This window comes from Actinoalloteichus sp. GBA129-24 (assembly GCF_001941645.1).
In the GTDB taxonomy this organism is placed as follows: Bacteria; Actinomycetota; Actinomycetes; order Mycobacteriales; family Pseudonocardiaceae; genus Actinoalloteichus_A; species Actinoalloteichus_A fjordicus.
Window position 1 is genome coordinate 4,614,193 of the sequence record NZ_CP016077.1, and the last position, 16,648, is coordinate 4,630,840.

At 69.6% G+C, this 16,648-nt stretch carries 11 protein-coding genes; 9 read left to right on the top strand and 2 right to left on the bottom strand.

Going from position 1 to position 16,648, the window contains the following annotated elements; all coding sequences use genetic code 11:
• Positions 1-58: 58 nt before the first annotated feature.
• A complete protein-coding gene (locus UA75_RS19815; RefSeq protein ID WP_075741525.1) occupies positions 59-2,581 on the bottom strand; it encodes an MMPL family transporter in 2,523 nt (840 codons plus the stop codon).
• 122 nt (positions 2,582-2,703) lie between these two features.
• Here UA75_RS19815 and UA75_RS19820 point away from each other — a divergent pair, with 122 nt between their 5' ends.
• The 5 genes from UA75_RS19820 to UA75_RS19840 all read left to right on the top strand — a co-directional run bounded on the left by UA75_RS19820 (position 2,704) and on the right by UA75_RS19840 (position 7,707).
• Positions 2,704-3,273: a TetR/AcrR family transcriptional regulator gene (locus UA75_RS19820; RefSeq protein WP_075741526.1), complete on the top strand. Its 570-nt coding sequence runs from the start codon at positions 2,704-2,706 to the stop codon at positions 3,271-3,273.
• Positions 3,274-3,460: 187 nt separating this feature from the next.
• Complete coding sequence (locus UA75_RS19825; RefSeq protein ID WP_198044184.1) at positions 3,461-4,387, top strand: TolB family protein; 927 nt, start codon at positions 3,461-3,463, stop codon at positions 4,385-4,387.
• Positions 4,388-4,680: 293 nt separating this feature from the next.
• Positions 4,681-5,592, top strand: coding sequence for a TolB family protein (locus tag UA75_RS19830; protein WP_075741528.1), 912 nt, complete (start codon positions 4,681-4,683; stop codon positions 5,590-5,592).
• A gap of 286 nt (positions 5,593-5,878) precedes the next feature.
• Positions 5,879-6,121, top strand: coding sequence for a hypothetical protein (locus UA75_RS19835; RefSeq protein WP_157434306.1), 243 nt, complete (start codon positions 5,879-5,881; stop codon positions 6,119-6,121).
• A gap of 608 nt (positions 6,122-6,729) precedes the next feature.
• On the top strand, positions 6,730-7,707 hold the full coding sequence (locus UA75_RS19840; protein WP_269466405.1) for an alpha/beta hydrolase: 978 nt from the start codon (positions 6,730-6,732) through the stop codon (positions 7,705-7,707).
• A 305-nt stretch (positions 7,708-8,012) separates the two neighbouring features.
• Here the strand turns inward: UA75_RS19840 and UA75_RS19845 are convergent, their stop codons facing one another.
• Complete coding sequence (locus UA75_RS19845) at positions 8,013-8,933, bottom strand: DUF1996 domain-containing protein (protein WP_075741531.1); 921 nt, start codon at positions 8,931-8,933, stop codon at positions 8,013-8,015.
• A 556-nt stretch (positions 8,934-9,489) separates the two neighbouring features.
• On the opposite strand from UA75_RS19845, the gene UA75_RS19850 reads away from it, so the two are divergent.
• The 4 genes from UA75_RS19850 to UA75_RS19865 all read left to right on the top strand — a co-directional run bounded on the left by UA75_RS19850 (position 9,490) and on the right by UA75_RS19865 (position 16,527).
• Positions 9,490-11,667: a discoidin domain-containing protein gene (locus UA75_RS19850; RefSeq protein WP_075741532.1), complete on the top strand. Its 2,178-nt coding sequence runs from the start codon at positions 9,490-9,492 to the stop codon at positions 11,665-11,667.
• A 932-nt stretch (positions 11,668-12,599) separates the two neighbouring features.
• Entirely contained in the window at positions 12,600-13,835 is a 1,236-nt protein-coding gene (locus UA75_RS19855) for a hypothetical protein (RefSeq protein WP_075741533.1), read from the top strand.
• A 50-nt stretch (positions 13,836-13,885) separates the two neighbouring features.
• Entirely contained in the window at positions 13,886-16,003 is a 2,118-nt protein-coding gene (locus UA75_RS19860; protein WP_075741534.1) for a tetratricopeptide repeat protein, read from the top strand.
• 50 nt (positions 16,004-16,053) lie between these two features.
• Positions 16,054-16,527, top strand: coding sequence for a flavin reductase family protein (locus tag UA75_RS19865; RefSeq protein ID WP_157434307.1), 474 nt, complete (start codon positions 16,054-16,056; stop codon positions 16,525-16,527).
• The last annotated feature ends 121 nt before the right edge of the window (positions 16,528-16,648 follow it).

A 16,648-nucleotide genomic window follows, 5' to 3' on the forward strand; every position in this document is an offset into this window, starting at 1 on the left:
CGGCCAGCGCTGTGCCCGCCCGGCCCCGACGCCGGGCGGGCACAGTGAGCAGGCCGACTCAGGACTTCGACGTGCTCCCGGTCGACGCGCTCGCGGTCGACACCGCCTCGTTCGACACCGCCCCGGTTGACGCCGCCCGGTTCGCCGGATGCGCGTGCTCCAGCGAGGCACCCTCGACGTCGACGTCCGGCATGGCCTTGTCGAGCCACTTCGGCAGCCACCACGCCTTCTCGCCGAGCAGGTGCATCAACGCGGGCACCAGCACCATCCGGACCACGAAGGCGTCGAAGAGCACACCGATCGCCAGCCCGAACCCGAGCGGCCGGACCATGCCGAGGTGGCTGAAGACGAAGCCGCCGAAGACCGAGATCATGATGATCGCGGCAGCCGTGACGACCGCCCGCCCCTGCCGCAGGCCCTGCACCACCGCCGCCCTGGCGGGCATGCCGTGGACGTGCGCCTCCCGCATGCCAGAGACCAGGAAGAGCTGGTAGTCCATCGCGAGGCCGAACAGGACGCCCATGATGATGATCGGGCCGAAGCTCAGCACCGGGCCGGGCTCGTGCACGCCGAAGACGTCCGACAGCCAGCCCCACTGGTAGATGGCCGTGACCGCGCCCAACGCGGCGAACAGCGACAGGACGTATCCGGCCGTGGCGATCAACGGCACCAGCAGCGAACGGAACACCAGCACCATGATCAGCAGGGAGAGGCCGACGACGACCACCAGGTAGACCGGCAGCGCCTCCGCGAGCTTCTCCGAGACGTCGATGTTGCCCGAGGCCTGGCCCGCGACGCCCAGGGTCGCGTCACCCGACAGCGGCGTCAGCGACCGCAGATCCCGGACGAGGCCCTCGGTCGAGACGCTCGAGGGACCCTCCGCCGGCACCACCTGGAAGAGGAAGACGTCGCGATCGTCGGAGACGACGATGGGCGCCACGGCGGAGACGTCGTCGTGCTCCATCAGCTCTGCGGCGACCCCCGCCTGCGTCGCGGTCACCTCGGTCTCGCCCACCGCGTCCGACAGCTCGGCGACGACCAGCAGCGGACCGTTCATCCCGGGCCCGAACTCCGACTCGATGGCCGCGTAGGCCTGGTACTGCGTCGTGTCGGGCGATTCCGAGGAGCCCTCGGGCAGGCCGAGTCGCATCGAGAGCGCGGGGACCGCGAGCACGAGCAGTCCCAGGGTGGCCAGTGCGACGGCGCCGAGCGCGCGGGGAGTGCGCATCGGCTTGACCTCGGTCTCGGTGTGCCGTGCGTCGCCGATGGTCGCGCGAGCGCGACGCCCCAGCGCCCTGGTGCCGAGCAGACCGAGCAGCGCGGGCGTCAGGGTGATCGAGACCAGGACGGCGACCAGGACACAGGCCGCGCCGACGATGCCCATCGTGGCGAGGAAGGGAATCCCGGTCACGCCGAGCGCGACCAGCGCCACGATCACGGTGCTGCCCGCGAACACGACCGCGTTGCCCGCGGTGCCGTTGGCCAGGCCGATCGACTCGTCCACGTCCATGCCCGCCAGCAGCTGCTTGCGATGCCGGTTGAGGATGAAGAGCGAGTAGTCGATCCCGACCGCCAGACCCAGCATCACGCCGAGTACCGGGGTGACGGAGGCCATCGGGACGAGACCGGAGAAGGAGAGGGAGGCCGCGACGCCTACGCCGACACCGACGAGCGAGCTGAGCAGCGGCGTGACCGCCGGGAGGAAGGCCCGCATCATGATCAGCAGCACCAGGCCTGCCACGATGACGCCGATGACCTCGCCGGGGCCGAGGATGCCCTCGGTGGAGGCGGTGATGGTGGCCGACCAGTCGATGTCGACCCCGGCGATGTCGCCTGCCGACAGCACGTCGGCCACTGCGGCCTTCACACTGTCGGGCAGCTCGAACAGCGTCTCCTCGAAGGCGATGGTGGCGATGGCGGTGCGCCCGTCCGCCGACACCGTGCCGATGGAGGAGGCGAAGTCGACGAGCGCGCCGCCGTGCTCGAGTTCGGCCTCCTGCGTCTCGATCTCCGCCAGGCCCGCCTCCAGCTGCGCACGGCCCGCGTCCAGCTCGGCCTGCTGCTGCTCGAAACTCGCGGCGGCCTGCTCGTAGACGCCTGCGTCCTGCGCCTGCGCGATCGCGGCGTCGAGCTGCGCCTGGCCGCCCGCCAACTGCTCCGAGCCCGCGTCGAGTTCGGCGCGCGCCTCCTCGATCAGCTGTCGACCGCCGGTGACCTGCTCCTCGGCCTCGGCGCGCTGCGCCTCGACCTCGAAGGGACTGGTCACAGCCGTCACGCCGTCGACATCGTCGACCTGACCGAGCAGCGCGTCGATCTCCGCCCGCTGTGCGGTGTCGAACTCGTTCCCCTCGGTCGCGAAGACCACGGAGGCCGTGGCGCCGGTCAGCTCGGGGAACTGCTCGGTCAACCGGTCGTTGACCCGCTCGGTCTCGGTGCCGGGGATCGAGAAGCTGGAGGCCAGAGAGCCTCCGAGTGCGAGGAAGGCACCGCCCGCCGCCGCGAGCACGAGTATCCACGCGGCGATGACGGCCCACGCGCGTCGCGCGGAGAACCGTCCTAGTCGGTACAGGAGGTTGGCCACCAGGCGCCTTTCGTTGAATCGGACATTTCTTGCGGACGCCACCCTATCCAACGCCTGTCGGTTATCCGACTCGTGTCGGATAACTGTCGGAGTGTCCTCGGACACGTGAGAGGATCGCCGTCATGGACCCCCGAGTCGCCCGCACCCGCGCGAGCCTCCAGAAGGCCCTCCTGGACCTCGCCCGCGAGCGACCGCTCGACGAGGTCGCGGTCGGCGACGTCACGGCGCGGGCAGGCGTGAACCGCAGCAGCTTCTACCAGCACTACGCGGACAAGGAGACGCTGCTGGCCGAGGCGCTGGAGAACGCCCTCCACGACGTCTCCACGCAGCTGCCGGAGGTACCGATCGCCTCGGGGACGCCGACCATGCCCAGCGAGCTCATCACCTACCTCGAGCACATCGCGGCCAACGCGGCCGTCTATCGCCGGGTCCTCGGCGAGCACGGATCGACGGTGGTCACCGCCCGGCTGCGGCAACGAGTCGAGCTGATCGTGCGCGACGCGGTGGGCGCCGCCCACTCGCCTGCACACACGGACCTGCCCGTCGACGTCGTCGCCTCGGGGATCGCGGGCAGCGCCCTGGGGGTGATCACCGCCTGGATCGCGCGCGATCCACTGCCGCCGCCGGACGTCGCGGCGGACTGGCTGTGGCGCATGCTGCTGGGGATCGGCGCCTGGCGGCAGCCGGACTGACCAGGCCGAACACCGGCCCGCCCCGCTCGGCGCGTGGGCGGGGAGCGGGGGCCGTCGACGACGCCGACGAGGTCACCGGCCAACCACAGGTCCGTGATTCGTCGATCGTCTTGTCGTCGCGGGGGAACCGACGGGCAGGCAGGAGCGTCGAGTGATGGGACATCCCACCACTCGTTCAGGAGATCACGTGCGCCCAGCACTACCCTCGGTCGTCACCGCGACCGCCGCCGCCCTCGTCACCTTGGCGTTCCCCGCCACGGCGGCGGCTGCGGAGGCGATCAACGGCCCGATCCACTTCGGCTCCTCCTCCGTCATCAACCCGGACGGCACCGATGAGCGAAGGATTCCGGAGCGGGACACCCACACCTACTACTCCGACTTCCTGTCCTTCTCACCGGACGGGGAGAACACCCTCTACGTCACCTACGAGACGCCCGAGCCGGACTCGATGACCATGCTGGCCGTCGACAATCCGGAGTACACCGCGCCTACGACACTCGTCACCAGCGGCGAACTGGACGCGTCCTACATCGGCAACGCCTCCTGGTCGCCGGACGGCGAGTGGATCGCCTTCCGCTTCGCCGACTCGAGCGGCTCACATGAGATGGGCATGATCAGGCCGGACGGCACCGACCTGACCGTGCTCACCGTGCCGAGCCACCTGGACAGCCACAGCGTGTCCTGGCTGCCGGACTCCTCCGGCATCGTCTACACCAGGTCTCCCGTGTTCGCGGAGAACTATCTCTGCACGATCACCATCACCACCGACAGCAGCGACTGCGTCGACCTGCCGGGCGGCCAGGAGTGGTTCTTCGACCGGGCACAGGTCTCTCCTGACGGCACGACCGTGCTGCTGACCAGCCAGATCGATGTCGATCCTGAGCTCGGGTCCACGTACGACCTGATGCACCTGAACATCGACGGAACCGGCATGGTCAACCTCACCGAGAACGAGACGGGCGACCAGACCACCGACGCCGTGTGGTCCCCGGACGGCACGGCGATCGCCTTCGTCCGCTCGAACTCGCTGTGGACGATGGACGCCGACGGCGGCAACGACACCCAGCTGAGCACCTCGTACGGCAACAACATCGCCTGGCAGCCCGTCTTCTGACCTCCCGCCTCGTCGCCCGGTGCCGATGATGCGGCGCCGGGCGGCGAGATTCCTCGGGCCGAGGCGGTCGCAGGACCCTGCTCCGCCGACCGCACCAGCGCCTCCCCACCGGACTCTGTTCGAGCGGTGGAGCACGGGTGGGCAGACCAACTCGCCTGCGACGTGTACCGAACCGGGGCCGCCGATCGCAGACGCCGGTCAGTGAGCCGTCAATCATTTGCCTTCGCGGGGGAACCGACAGGCCGCCTGCCCCGTCGAGGTGATGAACATCGACCACTCACTGGGGAGATCCGATGCGCCGAGCACTACCCGCGGTCGTCACCGCGACCGCAGCCACCATCCTCACCCTGGCGTTGCCCGCCACGGCCTCGGCCGCGACCAACGGCCCGATCCACTTCGGCTACTCCTCCGTCATCAACCCGGACGGCACCGGCGAGGGAAGCATTCCGAGCCGGGGCCTCTACTCCGACTTCCTCTCCTTCTCCCCGGACGGAATGAACACCCTCTACCGCAGCCAGGAGAGCACCGAGCCGAACGCGCCGACCACGCTGGTCATCGACAACGCGCAGTACACCGCGCCCCGCACGCTCGTCGACAGTGCCGAACTGGGCGTGTCCTACGTCAGCACCTCGGCCTGGTCGCCGGACGGCGAGTGGATCGCCTTCCGTTCCTTCGCCACCGACGGCTCGCGGGACATCGGCCTGATCAAGCCGGACGGCACCGACCTGACCATGCTCACCGTGCCGAGCCACCTGGACATTTTCAGCGTGTCCTGGCTGCCGGACTCCTCCGGCGTCGTCTACACCAGGTCTCCCGGCGTCGGCGACTACGAGCTGTGCACCACCACCGTGGCCGCCGACGGCACCGACTGCGTCGACCTGCCCGGCGGACAGGAGTACTTCTTCGACCACGCCCGGGTCTCCCCCGACGGCACGACCGTGCTGCTGACCAGCCAGACCAGCGTCGACCCGGAGACCGGTTCCGTCTACGACCTGGTGCGCGTCGACATCGACGGCACCAACCTGGTCAACCTGACCGAGAACGAGGCGGGCAATCAGACCACCAGCAGTGCCTGGTCCCCGGACGGCACGGCGATCGCGTTCTCCCGCTACGACGGCCTGTGGACCATGGACGCCGACGGCGGCAACGCCACGCGGCTGAGCACCGCCAACGGCGACAACGTCGCCTGGCAGCCCGTCTCCTGATCCCGGCAGGCCGCCCGGCGCCGAACCGTCGGCGTCGGGCGGCCGGCTCACGAACCTCGGCGCGGCCCGATCCTCAGGCCGTACTCCGCACCGACGACACCGCCGACACTGCCGAACGAGGACCGCGCACCGCCCGGCAGGAGGCCCGTCGGAGCAGGTCCGCCCCGCTGTCCTGGCCAGGAGAGCAGCCCCGCCCCCGGTTTCGATTCTGCGCGACCGGCACGCAAGCCGGTCCGCAGCCACTACGCCGGGTCTCGGGGTGCAGCGAGACCAGGTGGTGATCGTCATGTCCACGAGGATTCGCGGCGGCATCGCGGCGCTGATCGCCGTGGGCGCGGCCGCCGTGGTGTGGTCGGTCGTGGTGATCGCCTCCTCGCCCGGCCGGGCCGTCGATTCGCCGTCCTCGAATCCGCCCGATCGATCGGGCGTCGAGAAAGTCGAGAGCGGCCCTTTCCTGAATTCGACTCCCGGCTACTGGACGCCCGAGCGAATGCGTTCGGCGAAACCCGCCACACCGATTCAGCCGTGATCACGTCGTGAATCCCGCTCTCGCGCACAGAATTCGTGATCCGGCGGCCCGACGGCGGCGAATCTATTCAGGACGGATGACCACCCGGGTGTCCACCGCACAGCGTCGTCGAGCGCGGTGACTCGCGGAGCGGCCCGGCAGGTCAGCCGTCGGACATCCCGCCGTCCTCTCCTTCTCGTCAGCCCGAGATGAACTCCGCACGTGCGACCGACAGCGCTCTCGCGGTGCTCGTCGTGTTCGGCCAGCCGCGCCACCAGGAACGCGCGGACCTCCCGGTAGGTGTCCGGTCCGAGCGGCACCTGTCGTGAGACTCGGGTGTCCGCCGTTGCACCGGGCGGATCGATCACCGGTCGGCGCGGCTCAGGGCTCCTCGAACCAGTGAGCCGCCAGGGGAGCGGGGCGGGCCGCACGACGCCGTCGTGCGCCGTCGACCCCGCTGAGGACGAACCGCCGTCGGGATCGCACGGAAGCGGACCGACGGTTACCCGCTGTCGATCAGTTCACCCTGTTCGTTCATTCCCACCTCGACCACCGCCTCGTTCTGGTAGTCATACGCAATCGGACGGTAGCCACTCGGCTACATGTCGTTTCGGAACTGGGAGGAAGACTTGAGCGAGCACCATCTGAGCCGTCGGACGGTCTTCAAGGCCGTGGGGGGAATGACCGCGGCGATGGCGCTGAGCGGCGTCACGCTCGCGGCGACGGCTCCGGCCGCCGCCGCACAGGACGGCTTCGGGCTGCGCGTCGTGGACAGCAACGTCAATCCCGGGCGCATGCAGTACTACCGCTTCGCGACCGAGGCGATCGACTGGGACCCGGGCGTCAACGTCCTGCTCCCCGACGACTACCACACCAGCGGGCGCACCTACCCCGTCCTCTATCTGCTCCACGGCGGCGCCGAGGACTTCATCAGCTTCGACCGGAAGAACATCCGCGAGCTCACGGCGGGCAGGCCGATCATCATCGTCATGCCCGACGGCGGAGCGGCAGGCTGGTACTCGAACCCGGTCAGCTCCAACACCGGCCCTCGCAACTGGGAGCACTTCCACTTCGAGCAGCTGCGGCCGTGGATCGAGGCGAACTTCCGGACGTACGCGGAGTACGACGGCCGCGCCCTCGCGGGCTTCTCGATGGGCGGCTTCGGTGCGCTGAAGTACGCGGCCAAGTACTTCGGCCACTTCGCCTCCGTCAGCGCCCACTCCGGCCCGGCCAGCCTCCGTGGCACGGGCGATCTCGTCGTGCACTGGGCGAATCTGTCCTCGGCGGCGGTGGAACTCGGCGGCGGCACGGTCTACGGCGTGCCGTGGGACCAGGCCAGGGTCAGCGCCGACAACCCCGTCGAGCGGGTCGAGAGCTACCGCAACAAGCGGGTCTTCCTGGTCGCGGGCACCAGCCCCGACCCGGTCAACTGGTTCGACACGATCAACGAGGTCCAGGTGCTCAACACCCAACGGGAGTTCCGAGGTGCCCTGGACCGCGCGGGCATTCCGCATGAGTCACACGAGGTGCCGGGCGGTCACTTCTTCCGCCCCGACATGTTCATCCGCGACCTCGACGGCATGATCGCGCGACTCCGCAGGGCCTGAGCCGATCCGGCGCGGACGACCACCGTCCGGACCATGATCCGGAGATGATCCGGCGGGCGGACCACCGACCCCCGCCGGCCTGGGCGAGTGCCCAGGCCGGCGGGTCGGCGTGTTCTCAGCGACCGTCGGTTCGCCGGAGCCGGATCGGGTGAACCGACGGTCGGGCTGGTCGGGTCGGCATGGGCGTTGCAGCCTGCGTCGATCGAACGCGGCCGCCGCCTCTGCCCGACCGCGACGCCGCCCGCGGGCGGGCCAGGGTCAGCCTGCTGAGCCCGCGAGGGGCCTCCGCAGCCGCACGGAGACGGTCAGGCCCGGTCGGGCAGCCGATGGTCCTCGTCGAGGGCAGCACCGCGATCGGGCTTGTACTGGTCGAATCCTCGCGTGTCGCACTGGAGACCGCCGTTGATGCAGTGGGTGACCAGTGCCTCCAACGTCGCCGGGTCCCAGGCATTGAAGAAGTCGTAGTGCCACGAGTAGCCACGGCCGCTGGCCAGCCGCACATCGGACAGGTCACCGTCCACCGGGAAGGCGATCTTGTACTCGAGCATCGGCACCGGAACGGGATGCGAGGCGGTGCACTCGCCCGCCACCGGATAGGCCAGATGACTCTGGTGGTCGGCGGAGTCGAGGTTGACCCCGTCCCAGCAGCTCGGGGCCTGGTAACGAATGTTCACCTGGCTGCCTGCCGGGCAGTTCTCCGGGAAATCGTAATTGTGATAGCTGTCCCCGCATTCGAAGCCTTCGACCGTGCCCGGTGCGCTGCGGAACTCCTCCTGAGTCGCCATCGGACTACCGACGATGAGCCGCAGCCCCGGCGGGAAGGGCTGGACACTCGTGTAGTCCAGGACCCCGGACTTGTAGTAGACGACCTGCGGCCCGATCGGCGCGACGATCTCGTCACCGTTGTACAGGGTCGGGAACCAATAGGCGGACTTGTCGTCGGGCGCCCGACAGGACGTGTCGCCCGCGAGCAGCGATTCGTGCGTGCTGTAGGCATCGGTCGTGGTGTTGCCGATGAACGTGTGGTTGTGCGAGGCGCCGGGCATCCCGGGGAACATGATCGGGTCGTCGGCCGCGTGGTGGGTCACCGAGCAGTTGGCCTGGAATTCGTGATGAGTCGGCGCCTCCTGAGCAGCGGCCGGTTCGACACCGGACGACGTGACGAAGGCCGACGCGGTGAGCACCACGGCCAGAGAACTGGCGAGAAGCGAGAGTCCGCGTGCCATGAATCCTCCTTTTCGATTCCGAGCAGGCGCGGGCGAGCAGGCATAGATCGCCGGGAGGCCACCACGGCGATCGCGAAAGCCTGAGAATGCCGTGACGAGAGGACCGTCCAGGTCCATCGGAACAGAATTCGACCCGCGCAGGGCGGGCGGTCCGGGGCTCAGCATGCCCCTGAGAACGCACCCCGTCAAGGGCGGATGAATAAGTCATCAGATAAACGAATGCCCTTGATTCCGGCTCTGGAAAATTGACTGGTCACACTTCTCTCGCTACTCCAGAAGAACGAGTCGGACTACCTCGAGACGCTATTCGGACGCTTGACATCGACCGCACTCGGACCCAGAATCGTCTCTGAGAGAGCGCTCTCATACATTGTCGTCCACGGCGATCGTCTCGACAGACGAATCGCGACACGGGGCTGTCCTGCGCCGCTTCTTCAGCGCCTGCACCCGCCCGACCGATCCCACGCCCGCGAGGAGCCGCAGCTCCGGCCACCCGGCCCGATCCGGGTCCGTCCCGTGCGTTCACGGCAGCGACGAACACCAGCAGGAGGAACCCATGACCTTCGTCCCGTCCACCGGAGTGCGGCGGCGGAGAACGGCGCACGGTCTGACCGCGAGCCTCGCCGCGCTCACACTGCTCGTCGGCCACGCCATGGTCGCGATCTCGCCCGGCTCGGCCGAGGCCGCGCCCGTCCTGCTCTCCCAAGGACAGCCTGCCACCGCCTCCTCCGCCGAGAGCGAGGGCATGGCCGCCTCGGCCGCCGTCGACGGCGACCCCGGCACCCGCTGGTCGAGCACGTTCAGCGACCCGCAGTGGCTCCAGGTCGACCTCGGGACGAGCGCCACCCTCGATCAGGTCGTGCTGGACTGGGAGACCGCGCACGCGACCGCCTTCCAGCTCCAGGTGTCCCCCGACGGGGCGGCCTGGACCACGATCTACGAGACCACCACCGGCTCGGGCGGCCGTCAGACCCTGGACGTCGCCGGGACGGGCCGACACGTCCGAATGCTCGGCACCCAGCGGGCGGGCGGCTACGGCTATTCGCTCTGGGAGTTCCAGGTCTACGGCACGGCCGACACCGCACAGCCGCCCGAGGACCCCCGCCGCGTCGAGGTGACCGGCACCCACGGCGACTGGCAGTTGACCGTGGACGGATCGCCCTACCAGGTCAGGGGACTCACCTGGGGACCGTCCATCGCGGACGCGTCGACCTATCTGCCGGACCTGCGTTCCATGGGCGTCAACACCATCCGCACCTGGGGCACCGACGGGAGCACGCTGCCGCTGCTCGACGCGGCGGCGGCCGAGGACGTCACCGTGATCAACGGGTTCTGGCTCCAGCCCGGCGGCGGCCCCGGCAGCGGCGGCTGCGTCGACTACGTCACCGACACCGGCTACAAGTCCGACATGCTCGCCGAGATGGTCCGTTGGGTGACGGCCTATCGCGAGCACCCCGGCGTGCTGATGTGGAACGTCGGCAACGAGTCGCTGCTCGGCCTGCAGAACTGCTTCTCCGGTGCCGAGCTGGAACGACAGCGCGTGGCCTACGCGCAGTACGTCAACGAAGCGACCCTGGCGATCCAGGCCGTCGATCCGGACCATCCCGTCACCTCGACGGACGCCTGGACGGGAGCCTGGGCCTACCTGGAGGAGCACGCCCCCGCCCTGGACCTGTTCGCGGTCAACGCCTACGACGCCGTGTGCGGGATCGAGCAGGCCTGGCTCGACGGCGGCCACACGAAGCCCTACATCCTCACCGAGGGCGGGCCCGCAGGCGAATGGGAGGTCGTCGACGACGCCAACGGAGTTCCGCAGGAGCCGACGGACCTGGAGAAGCGGGCGGGATACACCGAGGCATGGGACTGCCTCACCGGACACGAGGGCGTCGCGCTCGGCGGCACGCTCTTCCATTACGGACTCGAGGAGGACTTCGGCGGCGTGTGGTTCAACCTGCTGCCGGGCGGGCAGAAGCGCCTCTCCTACGACGCGGTCGTCGAGGCCTACGGCGGCACCCCTCGGGCCAACACGCCGCCGGTGATCACCGACCTGCGGCTGAGCCGGACCCAGGACGTCCCTGCGGGCGGTACCTTCACGGTCGCCGTCGACGTCAGCGACCCCGACGGCGATCCGATCGCCTACGACATCCGCTTCAACGCCAAGTACATCGACGGCTCCGGCGCGCTGGTGCCCGCCGACTTCACCGGGTCCGGGCCGTTCACGGTGACCGCGCCACAGCAGCTCGGCGTGTGGAAGGTCTACGTCGTCGCCGAGGACGGGCAGGGCAACGTCGGCATCGAGACCAGGTCGTTCCGGGTCGTGCCGCCGACCGTGCCCGGTGAGAACGTCGCGCTGGGCAGGCCCACGACGGCGTCCACCTTCCAGGAGGTCGGTGACGGCGCACCGTACTTCCCGTGGCTGGCCACCGACGGCGATCTCGGGACGCGGTGGGCGAGCGACTGGAGCGATCCGCAGTGGATACAGGTCGACCTCGGCGAGTCCCGCGAGATCCGGCACGTCCAGCTGGTGTGGGAGACGGCCTACGGCCGGGAGTACCGGATCGAGGTCTCCGAGGACGGGACGTCGTGGACCACCCTGCACTCCACGACCACGGGTGACGGCGGCGTGGACGGCATCGACGTCGACGGCTCCGGGCGCTACGTCCGGCTGACGGGCACGGGCCGGGGCACCGGCTGGGGCTACGCCCTCTACGAGATGGGCGTGTACTCGCCGTGACTTGATCCTCGGCAGCTGCCCGCAGGCGTCCCAGCGGCGGCCACGGTGCCCGCGCCCTCCGCTGGGGCGCGGGCACCTGCGGTCGTGCAGACGGGCCCGCGCGCCGAGCGAAGTCGGCCTCGGCGGCCCGTACGCCGGGTCATGGATCGCTCGTGGGCGAGCCAGAGCGTGGCAGGCAGCACGGAGCGTGGCATGGTCTGGGGCCTCACCACGTTCGCCGCCGAGACGACGTGCCGGCTCCCGCGCAGGCTGCGCGGCGGCGCTGTGTCACCATCACGTGATCGCAGGCGAGTCGGCGGACGAGCCCTCGCGGCAGCCCGAGAGTTCGGCCAGGCTAACCTCAGTACGTCGACCTTCGGGTCGGCATCGCGACCGATCGAGGCGCTGTCACGGGCAGGCCGCGTCGGGCTGCCCGCCGGGTGCAATCGGTGGGAACTGTCGGCGCCTCGATCGGCGCCGACAGCGGCGGCGGCGGCGATGCCTTCGCGTGCTCACTCGAATCGTGCGCCCGACTCCGACCCGAATTGTCGAGATTCTCGACGGTGCCGCCGACTCTTCGTCGCATCGGCCGTTTCTCCGCCACCGCGGTGTCCGCCCCTCCACCGCGGTGTCCGCCCGCTCGAGAAGCCGTGGGGAACGGCGGTATCGAGGCTCCCGCCGACACCCGCCTGGATTTTGGTGACGTCTTGGTTCGGCATTGGAATGGCAGGCAAGACTCGAGTCGTCCCCGATTCTCGCGAGGAGGTGTCTCGTCATGAAGAAGACCAAGAAGATCAAGGTGCGCAAGGCCGGTACGGTCCGGCTCACCGCTGCGGCATGCGCCAATTACAACAGCGTCATCAGCTGATGGTGAGCGGGGTGCGCAGGCCGGGCCGGAGACGGCCACGTCGTGCGCACCCCGGTCTGGCAGATCATCTCGGCCGAGGAGAGGAATGTCGGTGGCGAACGGCGACGTCGATCTGGCGATCGACATGGACAGTCCGGTGGGACTGCATCCGCTGGTGTTCCTCGTCGACGGCGACGAGGTGACCATCGGACGTTCGGACATCGACTCCTACGGCATCTTCCCGGCCGAGGGCGCCGACGTCGTCCGCAGGCTCGCCGACGGACAGACCCCTCAGGCGGTGCAAGAGTGGTTCGAACGCACCCATGACACAGGCATCGACATGGCCGACCTGATCGGCACGCTCGGCGAGTTGGAACTGCTCAAGGCAGGCGATGGCGAATCCGACACCGAACCCCCTCCGGTGCGGTTCGTCTGGCTCGGCCGTGCGCTGTTCTCCCTCCCGGCGCTGGTCACCTATGCCTGTCTGATCGTCTGGGCGACGGCGATCGCGGTGGCCCGCCCGGAACTCGCACCGCACTACGAGAACATCTTCTTCACCGAGTACTTCTCGGTAGTCCAGGTGACGCTGTTCCTCGTGGCGATTCCGCTCGTGCTGGTGCACGAGTCCTTCCATGCGCTCGCCGGGCGGAGGCTGGGGCTGCGCTCCCGGCTTCGGATCGGTCGGCGCCTCTACTTCGTCGTGATGGAGACCTCGCTCGACGGGCTGGTGGCGGTGCCGAGGACGAAGCGTTACCTGCCGATCCTCGCCGGAATGCTCGCCGACGTCGTCGGCATCGCCGTGTGCATGATCGTCGCCGACCTGACCCGCGAGTCCGACGGCGGACTCTCCGGCCTCGGACGATTCCTGCTCGCGGTGGCGTTCGCGGCCCTGCTGCGGGTCGTCTGGCAGTTCTTCTTCTATCTGCGCACGGACGTGTACGTGCTGATCTGCACCGTGCTCGGCTGCGTTGATCTGCACGGAGCCGCCCGGCGGATGCTCGGCAATCGGGTGAACCGCCTCCTCGGCAGGCGGGACCGGATTCTCGACGAGTCGACGCTGCATCCAGTCGATCGACACGCAGCCCGCTGGTACGCGTGGCTGGTCGTGGGCGGCTACACCGTGAGCCTCACGACCTTCGTCCTGGCAGGCGCCCCCGTGCTGTATCGGATCGCCACGGGAGTCCTCGGCAGGTTCGGCGGCGACGCCCCCTCTGCCGAACTGCTCGACTCGTTCGTGTTCGCCTGCCTCGTGCTCATCCAGGCCGTCCTGCTCGGCTGGCTCATGCTCCGCGACCGCCGACAGGCACGCGCCGCCCGTCCGACTCGCCACGTCATCGCGTGACCGTGGCGCCGTGTCAACCAGTCCTTGACGATCATTCGAGGGGGCACCACATGCATCGGCACATCTGGATCAGGGCAGAACGGAAGCGAGACCGCGAGCGCGCCAGGTCCGGCCTGGCGCTCCCGCCGAGCCTGGCCGTCGTCGACGCGCACCGCAGGCTCCGAGGGCCTTACACCGCAGCGGGCACCGTGATCCGCGAGATCGTCGACGACCTGCTGGCCCGATGTCCGGAGCTCGGCGAGCGGCACAACATCGAGCTGCTCACCAGTACTCCCGAGACGGCCGGGCGAGTGCCGGTGGCCTGGCACACCCTGGAGTGGGCGGTCGAGGCCGCCGAGCGGACCCGCTACTACTCCCGTCTGCACACGCGCAACCTCGCCAACGGACTGGCCGAGCTGCTCCGCGACTATCTCGCCGCGCTCGGCGACGGGCCTCGGACCCTGGTGGTGGAGAACGCGCATCTCGCCGACGCCACCGATCACGAGTTCCTCAGCGTGTTGTTGCGGCGGGGCGACCTGCCGCTGTTGACGGTGGTCGTCGGCACCGGAGTCGACGGGGTCGAGGACCCGCCCGGCGAGATCGACGTGTCGCTCGCGTCCTGCCTCGAACACCACACCCGCCGAGTGGACGTGCCCTGCGACGCGTCGCCGTCGATCCCGGCCGCGGCGGAGGCCGACCGCACGATCCTTGCGAAGTCCTACGTGGATGGCGACTGCACCTCAGACGATCCCGCCCTCGTCGGCGCGTACGAGGCCTGTCCGGAGACGACCCGGCGGGAACTGCACGACGCCCGGTCCGAGGAACTCGCCGCCCTGCCGGACTTCTCCCTGCATCTGGGCGCCGTCCCCTTTCATCTGGAGCGCGGCTCCGATGCGGCAGGCGCGGGCGTGACGGCGCTGCGCAGGGCACTGGACCACTGCCGCAACATCGGGCTGTACCAGGCCGCGGCCGATCTGGGGTACCGGGGAATCGCGGTCACCGATCCGGAGTCCTCCCCCGAGGCGTGGTGGCACTTTCTCCTGACCACCGGCATCGTGCTCGCCTCGGTGGGCCGGGCCGCCGAGGCAGAGGCACTGTACGTCCGAGGCAGGGCGGCGACGACCGACGCACTGACCCACCTGGGCATGTCCTACTCCACGGCGATGCTGCACGCCCGGCACTATCCGGAGGCGCAGCGCGACTACACCGCCGCCCGCGCGTGGATGAACCAGACGATCACCATCGCCGAACTGCTCCCGGAGCCGAAGCAGCGCGCCTTCCAGTCGGTCTTCGCGCACAACGGACTCGCCCTGGTCGAGGTCCGAGAGAAGCACCCGCAGACGGCGCTGGCGATGCTCAACGCAGGAATGGCCCGGCTGGACCGAGAGCTGGAGCCCGAAGAGCACGCCCTGCATCGGCTGGTGCTGCGATACAACCGCGCGCAGGTCTACGGCGGGATGGGCCGGTGGGAAGAGGCACTGGCCGACTACACCTTCGTGACGGACCGAGATCCGCGATTCCCGGAACATCACTTCAACATCGGCAACATCCTCCGCAGGCTCGGGCGCGACGAGGAGGCGCTGACCTGCTATCGACGCTCGCTGGAGCTCTCGCCGCCGTACCCGGAGGCCTGGTACAACATCGCCGACACCCTGCTGACCACGGGCGACGACGAGGGTGCTCTCGAGGCCTTCGACCACGTCCTGGAACTCGACACCGGACATCTCGACGCCCTGGTCAACCGCGCCGCCCTGCTGGCCGATCTGGATCGGCCTGCGGAGGCGATGCGCGACGTCGACGCCGGGCTGGCCCTGGCCCCCGACGACGTGCTGCTGCTGTGTCTGCGCGGCAGGCTGCTCGCCGAGCGCGGCGAACACGCGGCCGCCGTTGAGACGCTGACGAAGGTGGCCGAACTCGATCCCCGGTCTGCCGAGGCCTGGGCGATCCGGGGATCGATCGCCGTGGAGGTCGGCGAACTCTCCGAGGCGGGCAGCTATCTCAGCAGGGCGATCGAACTGGACGACCGGCCCGAGACCCGATTCAACCGGGCCGTCGCCTACGAGGAGTCCGGACTGCTGCACGAGGCGCTGGCCGACTATGACGCGGTGCTCGCCTCGGTGGACGACGAGGATGCCCGCGAGGGCAGGCGGCGGTGTCTGGTCGCCGCAGGCGACGGGCGGCGGCCGTGACCGTCCATGTCCCGGCGGCGGGTCACTCCCCGGCGGCGGAGGCGACGTCGATGTCCGCGACGCAGTTCACGGACGTGATGAGCAGGCTCGCCGCAGGCCTGGCCGTGCTGACCGTGCGCAGCGGGTCCGGGACGCCCTGCGGGCTGCTCGTCTCGTCGTTGGCGTCGTACAGCACCCGTCCGCCGTCGGTGCTGGTGTCGATCGCCCGCAGCTCGCGCTCGTGGCAGTGGCTCGTGGAGGGCGCCCCGTTCGGGACGCACCTGTTGGCCCGGGGGGACGAGGACACGGCACGGGTGTTCGCCGGTCGGAGCGCGGACAAGTTCGCCCGTCTCGACTGGGACTGGGACGACGGCGTCCCCCGGCTGCGACACAGCCCGGTCTACCTGCGCTGCACGGTGGCGGCCCGGTTCGATCACGGGGATCACACCGTGGTCATCGGCGACGTCGGCGGCGGCCGTTGCGCCGAGACGGACCCCCTCGTCTACTACCGCCGAGCCTACGACTGGCGGCTGCGCAGGCCGTGACCTCCGCCCGCGCCGGGCTCGAGGGACGGGGTGCACTCACTGCGGTGCCGATGCACCGGCGCCGATCCATCGACACTGGACGGTGCGGCAGGCAGCGCGCCCCGGTGCAGGCTCGACGGCG